This is a genomic window from Brevibacillus laterosporus, from assembly GCF_030489605.1.
Classification (GTDB): domain Bacteria; phylum Bacillota; class Bacilli; order Brevibacillales; family Brevibacillaceae; genus Brevibacillus_B; species Brevibacillus_B laterosporus_E.
Genome location: NZ_JAUKFY010000003.1, coordinates 93583 through 104968 on the forward strand (window position 1 = coordinate 93583; position 11386 = coordinate 104968).

Sequence of the window (11386 nt, forward strand, 5' to 3'; positions counted from 1 at the left end):
CCTATCGGCTACGCAGCATATTTGCTGTACTCATCATCTGATCGCTAATTGATAGCGCACGTGCATTAAATTGGTAGGCCCGTTGAGCTAGCATAAGCTGAGTCATTTCGTGATTCAGCTCTACGTTTGAAGTCTCCAGCATGCCTTGGCGTAATTTACCTTCACCAGCAGCATAATCAATTCTGGTCATACCTGCCAAATCAGCGGCGTTATTCGTAATACGTAGATTATTTTGACCTACTCGCTCATATCGATCTTGGTTTTTAATCTTAAATAGAGGAATTGTACTGATAGATGCTGACTTTCCATTAACTAAGATTTCACCGTGATCGTTGACAGTAATTTGCCCGCCTTCCGGGTCATCAATGTCAATTTCAATTCCTGAAGTGTCGACAAGCACTTCACCAGTAGCCGTTAGCAGATTATACCGCTCATTTGCATTCTTTTGCAAATGGAAATTACCATTACGTGTGGCATAATACTCTTCAACAGGGCGTCCGTTGCGGAAAATGACTTGTCCGTTTTCATCCAGCATTTGCTTACGGACCATAAACATGCCGTCGCCTTCAATCATAAGGTCAGTGGGAACTTCTGTCGTTAGCACTGCACCTTGCTTTAGATTGGTGCGGGTCATGCCCAGCTTCACACCGCTCCCAATGGAGATGCCCGCTGGTGTATTGCGATTGACTTGATCCTTAACGGGCTGTTTGTCCATGGTGTCTGACAACAACTCGGAAAAATCTGCGCTGCTTCCCTTAAAGCCTACAGTGTTCACATTAGCAATGTTATTTGATGTAACGTCAAGCACCTGTTGGACAGCACGCAGGGCAGATGTAGAAATATTTAATGATTGCATGCAGGCTCCCCTTTTCTATTAGGTTACTCGTCCAACTTCATTTACGGCCTTATCCATCGTACCGTCCAATGTGGTAATTACGCGCTGATTTGCTTCATACGCTCTCATTACCGTCATCATGTCAGTCATTGTACGGGTTGGATCAACATTGGCACGCTCAATCCATCCTTGACGGATAGCGTAGCGTCCAGTGTCAGTGCCTTCAAGAGCTTGTACATCCTCAGGATTTTGCGGACGAAATACATTGTTTCCCTCGCGCACCATTTGATAAGGATTGTTTGCTTTTACAAGTCCTAATTGACGTGTCGTACCGTCTGACAGGTGAATGAGTCCATCAGCATCAATCGTTATTTTCCCATCTAAAAGACCTGTGTCATCACTAATCTGAATAGGACGATTATCATTTCCTAACAGATAGTAGCCATCAGAATTCACCAGATATCCTTGGGGATTTACATTCCAATTCCCATTGCGTCCATAGCGAATTTGTTCCGCTGTTGCCGCCCCGTTTGCGTTTTCCAATTTAGCTACACTAACAAATAGCTTAGGCTGAACTGGTTTCCGATTAAAGAGAGGGGCATTTTCCGGGATTGGCAGGTTATCCGTCAAAGCAACATCATACGGATTATTGCTCTCAGCGATATCCCCTTGAATAAAGTTAGAAATTGATTCAGACATATAGACACCTTGATGCAGTCTGCCGATTTGTACGGCATGCCTGTCGATCTTCGGGTAGCCCTTTACCTCAGGACCTTCCTCATCATTCATACGCATCAACAGCTCTTCAGGAAACGCGCGCAGCACGCCTTCATTCTGTTTGTATCCTGGTGTATTTATGTTGGCCAAATTATTAGCCAACGCCTCTTGACGGTTCTGCAATGCCACCATGCCGGAGCCGGCCGTGTATAGCCCTCTAATCAAGAGAACTCCTCCTTATCCAAAAAACTTTTTACGACTAGGAAGCTTATCCAGATAATCAAGCATCAAGCCTGTTCCCTTAGCTACGCAGTTCATTGGCTCTTCTGCGACCAATACAGGTACCTTCAGCTCGTCCATCAGCATTTGATCTAAACCGTGCAGAAGCGCGCCTCCACCGGTCAGGAAAACTCCCTTATCAATAATATCGGCAGAAAGCTCTGGAGGTGTTCGTTCTAAAACATTTTTTGAAGCTTGTACAATCTGACTCACTGATTCAGCCAGGGAAGTCTGTACCTCCTGCGAACGAATCGTGATGGTTTGCGGCAAGCCACTTACCATATCACGTCCGCGGATGTCCATTTCATCCTGGCGTGAACCATAAACAGTTCCGATCTGTACTTTGATGTCTTCAGCCGTCCGTTCTCCGATTAACATTTTATATTTACTCTTTATGTACCTCATAATGGCTAGATCGAATTTATCACCAGCTACTTTGATCGATGAGGCGGTGACGATATCTCCCATGGATAGAACCGCTACATCCGTGGTTCCACCGCCTATATCAACTACCATATTGCCAGATGGTTGGTAAATATCCATTCCAGCTCCGATAGCTGCCACCTTTGGTTCTTCTTCAATGAACACTTCACGTGCCCCTCCACTTCGCTCAGCAGCCTCACGGATTGCTTTTTGCTCAACAGATGTAATATTGGTTGGGCAGCAGATAAGAATACGAGGACGCGCGAAAAAGCTTTTTGCTCCGATTTTAGCCATAAAGTGTTTTAACATTGCTTCTGTAATCTCAAAATCAGCTATAACCCCATCACGCAAAGGACGAATCGCAATAATGTTTCCTGGTGTACGGCCGACCATACGATGTGCTTCGTTCCCGACAGCCAAAACCTTTTTGGTATGATCATCTATTGCTACTACGGACGGTTCATCTAAAACAATGCCTCTGCCTTTTACATAAATTAACACATTGGCAGTTCCTAAGTCGATTCCAATATCTTTACTCAACATGAAAGGGCCTCCCTGTACTTACTAACCTTGCTACCTAATACTATAGGAATTATTTCGGAAATGTACAAGGAAAACCTTCATTAGATGAAATATTTCTTACACGCTCTCTTCCTGCTCTCTGCGAGCCTTTTTATTCTTCCGCTTATACTTGATTTTGGTAGCCTCTCCACCTCGTAAATGACGAATCGCTTTATGATATTCTAAAATCTCTTTTACTTGGTTAGCCAGTTCGGGATTGATCTCTGGCAGCCTTTCCGTCAAATCCTTGTGTACCGTACTTTTGGATACTCCAAACTCCTTGGCGATCATGCGAACCGTATTGCGTGTTTCCACAATATATCTACCTATTTTAATGGTTCGCTCTTTGATGTAATCGTGCACGCCCCTCGCCTCCCAGCATCAAATTGTCTGATACAATATATGGGTTGAGGGGGACACATATTCTACATATCCTCATGTGACAAGCCAACAAGTACCCATCTTTTTTTGGGGGGTTGTACACTAACTAGGCAATCATCCGCGCCACATCTAGGGTTTGGCGGCTTTTAAACAACAACAGACAAGCGATAAAAAAAGAGCTGAGATTTCTCCCAACCCTTTTTTCTTGAGGATATGCGACAGCTTTGCTTAAGCATCTTCCGTTTATTGCGGTTGTACTTCTTTTAAGAACTTGTGTGGATCAACGGAGTTTCCATCCATGCGAACTTCGAAGTGCAGATGTGCTTTTGCATCCTTCTCAAATACATTTCGCCCTGCTGTACCGATGATCTGCCCTTGCTTAACTTCATCATTTTCCTTCACGGTAACTTTCTCCAAGCTCTGATATACACTTACCAGCTTATTGGCATGCTCGATTTCCACTAAATTGCCTACCAATTGATCATTGTAAACTTTCACAACTTTCCCGTCGCCAGCAGCTGCTACATCAAATCCTTTACCGTTCGCAGAGATTAAATCAATCCCTGTATGCGGTACGAAAGAATCGTTAAATTTGACTAATGACTTAGATTGTTCATCAGCGTTCGCTTCTTCATTGAAGAAACCCATGCCAATTTCGTACATGACTTCTTTTGCTACCGGCCACGCCAGTGTCGGTGCCGTGTTGTTTACCGCAACAGCTTCCTCGTTCTCATGAACAGTAGCCGGTTTGTTTTCGCCATTGACTACCGTCACTTTGTCAATTTGTTGTGGAGTCTTGGTTGCTTGATTTAGTAAGCTTCCTTGATACCACATCACGAATGCTAGGATAATTGCTGCTGTACCGATGTAGATAGCTGGGAATGCCCATTTTTTGCCTAGGATACTTCTCCATGTTGACTTTTTCATAGAAACAGGTTGTTTTTGATTTCTTTTATCTTCCATTTTGATCACCTCATCCCTCAGTATCGCCAGTTTTTTGACGTATAAACCTGAGAAACAAGGGAAAACTAAAAAAATTTTCTCACACCTTATACTTTCATAACCTTCTGATAATCTTGCAGGGCAATTCCTTTATAGTAGTATTTCACGATCTGCTCTGCTGATTTGCCGGCTTTTGCCATACCATTGGCTCCCCATTGACTCATGCCTACTCCGTGACCGTAGCCTTTTGTGGTGATCACTACATTTCCTTGTTGGATTTTCATAGAAAATGAACTAGAGGATAAACGCAGCTTTTCCCTTATTTCCTTCCCACTGAACTCCTTTTCCCCTACCTTAATACGTCCAATCCGGTTACCGGCTGTTCGCTCCTCAATGGAATACCAATTGCCATCAGAAGCAGTCGCCACAATCATTACACCTAGCCTTTGTTGAAATTGTTCAATGGGAATCTGAACGCTTTGTTCATATCTGGGAGAATCAATATCCCAAGGACTGGCTACACTCCGCAAATAGGGAATGCGGGATGACCAGTAATCCTCTGCATTCTCGGTAAATCCATTACTGGTTGAAAAAAAGGTAGCTTCAATTGGCTTACCTTCATAGGTTAGTACTTTGCCAAGAGTGCCTTTAACAGCTTGATGAATCCGATTCTGCTTCCACTCATACTGCTTTCCCCACATTTTCTTTCGCTCTGCTTCTCCTAAGAAGGCTTGGTGCTTCACTGTATCAAGAACATGCGCCCCCTTAGGCACGTCTTTAAAATCACCCTCCGCCAATCGCCGGACAATATAGGTTCTCGCTGCCATTGCTTGGGCTTTCAGTGCCTCTAACTCAAATTCGGCTGGCATTTCCGCCGCAACCACACCCTCGATATACGTCTCTAGCGGCATTTTTTCAATCTTATTTGATTTGCTACGAAAGACATTTATCTGAGGCTGGTTGTCCGAATAGGATTCACCCTGCTGTTCCACCATTACAACAGGAGCTACTGCTGGATCGGGTGTGTGATACATGACTAGAGCCGCTGGTACAAAAACAAGGAGAATCGGTAGAGCGAAGATTAGAAAAAGAAAGTAACGCCTCATAAAAAATCCCCCTGCCTTTTCAACTAGACAACCTGCTGCTGTACTAGTCTATGAATGAAGGCAAGAGGATAGAACGATTTACAAGATTAGAAAAAGCAAGTTAAGAGAGACGTTCTACGAAGCGACTCATACGCTCTAACGCCTTCTCCAATTGTTCAAAGGATGTGGCATATGAACAACGAATATATCCCTCTCCGCTAGTACCAAATACATCGCCTGGAACAACTGCTACCTTTTCTTCCATAAGCAAACGCTCTGCAAATTCAGCGGATGCTAATCCAGTAGAAGCGATAGATGGAAAGGCATAGAAGGCTCCCGCTGGTCTATGGCATGAAAGTCCCATTTCAGAGAAGCTATTTACAACAAAATTACGGCGTTGGCAATAGCTCTCTACCATGCGATCTACATCGTCACGCCCTCCACGCAAGGCTTCCAAAGCTCCCATCTGTCCAGTGATCGGGGCGCAAAGCATCGTATATTGATGGATTTTTAACATACCCTGCAATAAATCTTCCGGAGCACAGACATAACCGAGACGCCAGCCTGTCATAGCAAAAGATTTAGAGAATCCAGAAATCAGAATCGTACGCTCCTTCATTCCTGGTAAGCTCACAATACTCTCATGCTTTTGGTCAAAGGTTAGCTCAGCATAAATTTCATCAGAGAGGACGAGTAAATCATGCTTAGTTAAAATCGGCTCTAATTCCTTCCATTCCTCCAAGCTCATAATGCTGCCAGTCGGATTGTTCGGATAACAAAAAATAATCGCGCGAGTTTTCTCCGTAATTTTGGCTTCTAGTTCCTGTGGTGTCAGTTTAAATTGATTTTCTGCATACGTGTGCAAAAAGACAGGCACCCCGCCAGCCAAACGAATGACAGGCTCGTAGGAAACATAGCATGGCTCAACAATCAGCACCTCGTCACCTGGATTAATAATGGCTCGAAGCGCAATATCAATCGCTTCACTTGCCCCTACTGTCACCATAATTTCTTTGGCAGGGTCGTAGGAAACACCGATTAGCTCCTCTGTGTAGCGCTGGATCTCTTTTCGCAAATCCATGAGTCCTGCATTGGAGGTATAAGCCGTATAGCCGCATTCCAAAGAGGAGATAGATGCCTCACGAATACGCCAAGGCGTCACGAAGTCAGGCTCTCCTACCCCTAGAGAAATGACACCTTCCATAGAAGCTGCCAAATCAAAAAAGCGGCGAATGCCAGAAGGTTTAAGTTCTCCTACGATGGCTGACAAACGGCTTTTATTCGTCACCTGACTCATGGCGTTACCACCATCCTGCGATCGTCATCATTATCTTCTAAAATGGTACCATCGTGCTTGTAGCGCTTCAAAATAAAATGAGTCGCTGTAGAAACAACGTTATCTAAAACAGCTAATTTCTTCGTAACAAAGTTAGCAACCTCATGCATTGTTTTGCCTTCTAATACTACTGAAATATCATATCCAGCTCCTGACATCAGGTATACGGCCTTTACTTCAGGAAAACGCGAGATGCGCTCTGCCACCTTTTCAAAACCAACCTCGCGAATCGGTGTTACTTTTACATCAATCATGGCTGTTACATTATGATTATCCTCTACACGATCCCAATTGATCAGTGCTGGATATTTCACAATAATCTTCTCAGATTGCAGACGCTTAATTTCTGCTTCAATCTCTTCTTCTGTACTATCCAACAAGAGTGCAAGTTGCTTATTGCTCAGTCGGCAATTTTCTTCCAGGAGCATTAGCAGTTTTTTGCTTTTCACAGTCTCCATGATCTTCTTCTCCCATCCATTATATGCTGATTTTGTTATCAGTTTTTTTGCTTATCCATCATCTTACCACGGGTTTCGAACTCATCCCAGTACAAATGTAGAAAATCCCTTACCATAAGGCAAGGGATCCCCAGACTTATCCAGCCTAATTTATACGTTACGCAAAATTAGGAGATAGATTTACTTTCAAGGATTTCGCTGTTACTTTTTCAGAGCTTGGAGCTACTTGCTCTTCTACCTTCACACGCTTTACATTTGCACCTAGCATTTGCAATTTTTCAGTGAAGTTCACATAGCCTCGGTCAAGGTGATGCAAGCCGCCTACTTCTGTCTCACCTTCAGCAATCAGTCCAGCCAAAATCAGTGCAGCACCGGCACGCAGGTCAGTAGCACTCACTTTAGCACCAGTGAGTGGCACATTCCCTTCGACAATTGCACTGCGACCTTCAATTTTAATATTAGCACTCATGCGTCTAAATTCCTCGACATGCATGAAACGATTTTCAAAGACAGTTTCCGTAATAATGCTTGTCCCTTCTGAAGCAAGCTGTAACGCCATCATTTGCGACTGCATATCAGTTGGAAACCCTGGATGCGGTAATGTTTTCAAGTCTACTGCTTTCAATGGACCCTTGCGAGTAACACGAATGCCGTTTTCTTGTTCATCTACAGTAACACCCATTTCACGAAGCTTAGCCGTTACAGATTTGACATGATCGGAAATAACTCCTTCAATAAACACGTCTCCACCTGTAATAGCTGCTGCCACCATGAAGGTTCCGGCTTCAATGCGGTCAGGGATCACACAATGTGTGCAGCCCTTCATGCTCTCTACACCCTCAATTCGAATGGAACCTGTACCAGCTCCACGAATTTTAGCGCCCATGCTGTTTAAGAAGTTTGCCAAATCAACAATCTCTGGCTCTTCCGCTGCATTTTCAATAATCGTTGTTCCTTCAGCTAGACATGCAGCCATCATAATATTTTCAGTAGCCCCTACACTCGCAACATCCAGATAGATTTTTGCTCCTTGCAGGCGACCATTAACATTCGCTTCAATAAATCCTTGGCCAATCTCAATTTTAGCACCCATCGCTTCAAAACCTTTAAGGTGCTGATCAATTGGACGCGTACCAATCGCACATCCACCAGGCAACGCAATACGAGCTTTTCCTTTACGCGCAAGCAAAGGTCCCATTACAAGGAATGATGCTCTCATTTTGCGCACCAATTCATAAGGCGCTTCCACACCCTTTAAATCAGTCGCATTAATGGTTAACATTTCATTTTGATATGTAATGTCAATTTGCAGGGTTTTAAGCAATTCACAAATTGTATGGACATCATCCAATCCAGGAACGTCATGAATGATAGATATTCCTTCTTCTGCCAAAATAGATGCAGCAATAATCGGTAGAACCGCATTCTTCGCACCAGAAACCTTTACGTTTCCTGCTAATGCCTTACCACCGCGGACAATAATTTTTTCCAATGTTATACCCCTCCGCGTGCTTAGTATTCCGCTGTGATGATAGGTGTCCCTAACGTGATCCTAGTCAATTGGTTCAACGAATCTACATGTGTCGCTACTTGCACATTCATTTTCTGATCGTTGGTTATTATATACGGCTTCCATTGCGCGGTAAAGCCCGAAATACTAGTCACAGATTCATCCTGTAATCGCTCAACTTCTTTTGCTTGGAGGAGGGCAAAAACCTTATTAATTCTAGCCTCCTGCCAACCATCACTCAGTGTATCACTGTATATTCCGCGAATACAAGTGCTAAATTGCGGAATCAGACCCCTTCTTTTGGTCTCAGCCACAACTTTTTCATACGCCCTCTCAATATCTTGCGCATGAATCCGCTTCCCTTCCAACGAGATCACCAAATATACGCTGATGTTATGGGGTTCAGGTAATCCTATCAAGCGAATATGAAGCTTGGTTTGACCCACTTTTCCTTCGGTTTGATAGATGAGCTGTTTTCCCTCTGCGGTTACTGCTTGTGCAGAAGGTATCCCCAGAATACCGCTCCATTCATGACCGAGAGAAAGAAACTCTGTAGCAGTGCTAAGAGGTGCAAGCCGTATACTGGTCCGATGCTCAATGTCGGTTATGGTAGCCTCAGTGGCTTCGGCAGCTTCTATTAACTGCGTTGCCACAGATGCTTCGGTTACTTGTGTCCAATAGGAAAATCCACTTGCAACAAACAGTCCAATAAGCGACAAGACAACATAGACCATAGATATGTGCTTTTTCATTCTTTCCCTCTCCCCGTACACTTTTTCTATATCTTACTAGTCATTGTGTACGTAAAATTGGAGGGTTATACCAATCTACTGAAACAATTGATTCAGTAACAGAGAATAACCTAAATAGTCCATGAAAAAACGTGCTACTCCATGTCCGATAACAATGGAAAGCAAGATTTGTAATAGCTTGGTCTGGGCACTATCTGCACGTTTTACAAATAGATCAAAGCGAAAAGCTTGTATAGCCCACCAGCTAATACCTATACAGATGACAGAAATAAGAATCATCATCAAGGAGTAAAGTCCATTTGAACCGAGCAACAAAACTCTCACTTCTTTCTATAAACTCATTTTCCATTTTTGTAATGTTTCCCTGCGTGAATTCTTTTACTACTTTACCATAGACCTGTTGGCATTGAAAGGAAAAGGCGCTAGATATCATAGAGATGTTAGAAACTTTACAGGCATTAAAAAAATTAACGATTTCTCCGCCTCTGATCCATTAGTAGGACAGAACAAACATACGCCTTTTCTAATAAAAAGAGGACAGCCGATAGCCATCCTCTGTGTTTTCTCTATTCCCTGACATTCTTGCTTACAGCATATCGCCCCAATTAAACATTGGATTAAAGTGAGTATGGATGTACTGGATGAGAACCTCCGGCACAACTCCGAAGACAAAGGTTCCAAGCGCCGCCAGCACTACAATGATTGTTACTCCTATCGGCAACCGCAATGCCTCCTCCGTCTCCCCTGCTCTCATATACATCTGTCGAATGATTCCAAAGTAGTAATAATAAGAAACGACACTCGTCACCAGCATGATTCCTGCAAGCCAGAAGCTGCCGCTGCCAATTGCGCTTAGGAAAATATAAAACTTCCCAAAGAAGCCTGCGGAAATAGGAATCCCTGCTAATGAAAGCAAGAATAGTGTCATAGCCACTGCCGCCAACGGAGAACGATGGTATAAACCGGCAAAGGCTTTAATATCCTGTGTTTTTCTATCCTCTGTCACCACCATAATGAGTGCAAAAGCACCAAAAGCCATCATCAGGTAGGCAACTAGATAGAAAATGATTTGCTCAAAGAAAAAGGTCTGATGCAAAATAACCAGTGGTACTAGCAGGTAGCCTGCTTGGGCTATCCCAGAGTATGCCATGAGACGCTTCACATTTTTTTGTCGTAGCGCCAGCGTATTTCCGACAATCATAGACAAGCCGGCTACGATAGATAGAAGCCATAGCATCCCACCAAAGACGCTTTGATTGGTTTCTTGATTAAATAGACCGGCAAAACTTAAAATCATTACGCGAATGAGAAGCGCAAAACCAGCTCCCTTGGAAACGACCGCCAAAAAAGCGGTAACTGGCGTAGCGGCTCCCTGATACACGTCAGGTGCCCACATATGATTAGGAACCGCTGAGATTTTAAACGTCAAACCTGCCGCGAGAAAGACAAAACCGATCAAAATCATTGGACCGAATCCACTTTGGTATGCTTCTGACAAACGTTGGGTCATTTCGTACAGATTGGTTGTACCGCTAAATCCGTATAGATAGGACATTCCAAACAGCGTAACGGCTGTAGCAATCCCCCCTGCTACTACGTATTTAAAGGCAGATTCGTTGCTGTCGGTCCGTTTTTTCCGCATGCCAACCATGATATACGATGCCAAGGAGAGCAGCTCTAGCCCTACGAATAATGTGATTAAGTCAGCCGAAGAGGCCATCACCATGCAGCCAACCAGTCCCATTAGCATTAAATAGTAGAACTCTCCGGAATGGACAACCTCATCTGTTTTTTTGATATAGCTGATCGACATTAGTAAAGCAAACGCAACCCCTGCTAACAATATCAGTTTAAATGCACTGCCAAAATGATCAACACGCATCATGTCTGCCATATATATGACAGGTTCTTTGAGCGAAGTTACATTAGATACAATAAAGTACCCAGCGATAAGCACGCCAAGCAGTGATAGCCAACCCATGATAGTCCGATTCAGACGCTTACCTGCAATCAAGTCAACTATGGACAGGACAGTGGCAAAACCAAGAATCGTAAACTCGGGCAGGAGATAGCTCCAGTTATAGGAAAAAATATCTTTTACGTCCAT

At 43.7% G+C, this 11386-nt stretch carries 12 protein-coding genes; all 12 read right to left on the minus strand.

What is annotated here, in order from left to right; all coding sequences use genetic code 11:
* Nucleotide 1 precedes the first annotated feature (1 nt).
* The 12 genes from QZ995_RS04100 to nuoN all read right to left on the minus strand — a co-directional run bounded on the left by QZ995_RS04100 (nucleotide 2) and on the right by nuoN (nucleotide 11386).
* A complete protein-coding gene (locus QZ995_RS04100) occupies nucleotides 2-856 on the minus strand; it encodes a flagellar hook-basal body protein (RefSeq protein WP_301803437.1) in 855 nt (284 codons plus the stop codon).
* An 18-nt stretch (nucleotides 857-874) separates the two neighbouring features.
* Nucleotides 875-1777, minus strand: coding sequence for a flagellar hook-basal body protein (locus QZ995_RS04105; RefSeq protein ID WP_301803440.1), 903 nt, complete (start codon nucleotides 1775-1777; stop codon nucleotides 875-877).
* Nucleotides 1778-1789: 12 nt separating this feature from the next.
* Nucleotides 1790-2797: a rod shape-determining protein gene (locus tag QZ995_RS04110; protein WP_018669762.1), complete on the minus strand. Its 1008-nt coding sequence runs from the start codon at nucleotides 2795-2797 to the stop codon at nucleotides 1790-1792.
* A gap of 96 nt (nucleotides 2798-2893) precedes the next feature.
* On the minus strand, nucleotides 2894-3178 hold the full coding sequence (gene spoIIID / locus QZ995_RS04115; RefSeq protein ID WP_003334276.1) for a sporulation transcriptional regulator SpoIIID: 285 nt from the start codon (nucleotides 3176-3178) through the stop codon (nucleotides 2894-2896).
* A gap of 261 nt (nucleotides 3179-3439) precedes the next feature.
* Nucleotides 3440-4159, minus strand: a complete 720-nt coding sequence (locus tag QZ995_RS04120) for a M23 family metallopeptidase (protein WP_301803466.1) — start codon at nucleotides 4157-4159, stop codon at nucleotides 3440-3442.
* An 86-nt stretch (nucleotides 4160-4245) separates the two neighbouring features.
* Nucleotides 4246-5244, minus strand: coding sequence for a stage II sporulation protein D (spoIID, locus tag QZ995_RS04125; RefSeq protein ID WP_301803468.1), 999 nt, complete (start codon nucleotides 5242-5244; stop codon nucleotides 4246-4248).
* A gap of 100 nt (nucleotides 5245-5344) precedes the next feature.
* On the minus strand, nucleotides 5345-6520 hold the full coding sequence (locus QZ995_RS04130) for an aminotransferase (protein WP_301803471.1): 1176 nt from the start codon (nucleotides 6518-6520) through the stop codon (nucleotides 5345-5347).
* Complete coding sequence (locus QZ995_RS04135; protein WP_003334271.1) at nucleotides 6517-7017, minus strand: Lrp/AsnC family transcriptional regulator; 501 nt, start codon at nucleotides 7015-7017, stop codon at nucleotides 6517-6519. The genes QZ995_RS04130 and QZ995_RS04135 overlap by 4 nt, the downstream gene beginning before the upstream one ends.
* Before the next feature lie 157 nt (nucleotides 7018-7174).
* The gene (gene murA / locus QZ995_RS04140) at nucleotides 7175-8509 is read right to left on the minus strand and encodes a UDP-N-acetylglucosamine 1-carboxyvinyltransferase (RefSeq protein WP_301803477.1); all 1335 of its coding nucleotides are present in this window, start codon (nucleotides 8507-8509) and stop codon (nucleotides 7175-7177) included.
* A 20-nt stretch (nucleotides 8510-8529) separates the two neighbouring features.
* Complete coding sequence (locus QZ995_RS04145; RefSeq protein WP_301803479.1) at nucleotides 8530-9279, minus strand: YwmB family TATA-box binding protein; 750 nt, start codon at nucleotides 9277-9279, stop codon at nucleotides 8530-8532.
* Between the two features lie 75 nt (nucleotides 9280-9354).
* A complete protein-coding gene (locus QZ995_RS04150) occupies nucleotides 9355-9594 on the minus strand; it encodes a DUF1146 family protein (protein WP_003342326.1) in 240 nt (79 codons plus the stop codon).
* A 271-nt stretch (nucleotides 9595-9865) separates the two neighbouring features.
* The gene (nuoN, locus tag QZ995_RS04155) at nucleotides 9866-11386 is read right to left on the minus strand and encodes an NADH-quinone oxidoreductase subunit NuoN (RefSeq protein ID WP_301803482.1); all 1521 of its coding nucleotides are present in this window, start codon (nucleotides 11384-11386) and stop codon (nucleotides 9866-9868) included.

Excerpts from the sequence above, each read along its gene's own strand:
- QZ995_RS04110 (WP_018669762.1), bottom strand. The coding sequence starts at position 2,797 with ATGTTGAGTAAAGATATTGGAATCGACTTAGGAACTGCCAATGTGTTA.
- QZ995_RS04135 (WP_003334271.1), bottom strand. The coding sequence starts at position 7,017 with ATGGAGACTGTGAAAAGCAAAAAACTGCTAATGCTCCTGGAAGAAAAT.
- QZ995_RS04130 (WP_301803471.1), bottom strand. The coding sequence starts at position 6,520 with ATGAGTCAGGTGACGAATAAAAGCCGTTTGTCAGCCATCGTAGGAGAA.
- QZ995_RS04100 (WP_301803437.1), bottom strand. The coding sequence starts at position 856 with ATGCAATCATTAAATATTTCTACATCTGCCCTGCGTGCTGTCCAACAG.
- QZ995_RS04120 (WP_301803466.1), bottom strand. The coding sequence starts at position 4,159 with ATGGAAGATAAAAGAAATCAAAAACAACCTGTTTCTATGAAAAAGTCA.
- nuoN (WP_301803482.1), bottom strand. The coding sequence starts at position 11,386 with ATGGACGTAAAAGATATTTTTTCCTATAACTGGAGCTATCTCCTGCCC.
- spoIID (WP_301803468.1), bottom strand. The coding sequence starts at position 5,244 with ATGAGGCGTTACTTTCTTTTTCTAATCTTCGCTCTACCGATTCTCCTT.
- QZ995_RS04145 (WP_301803479.1), bottom strand. The coding sequence starts at position 9,279 with ATGAAAAAGCACATATCTATGGTCTATGTTGTCTTGTCGCTTATTGGA.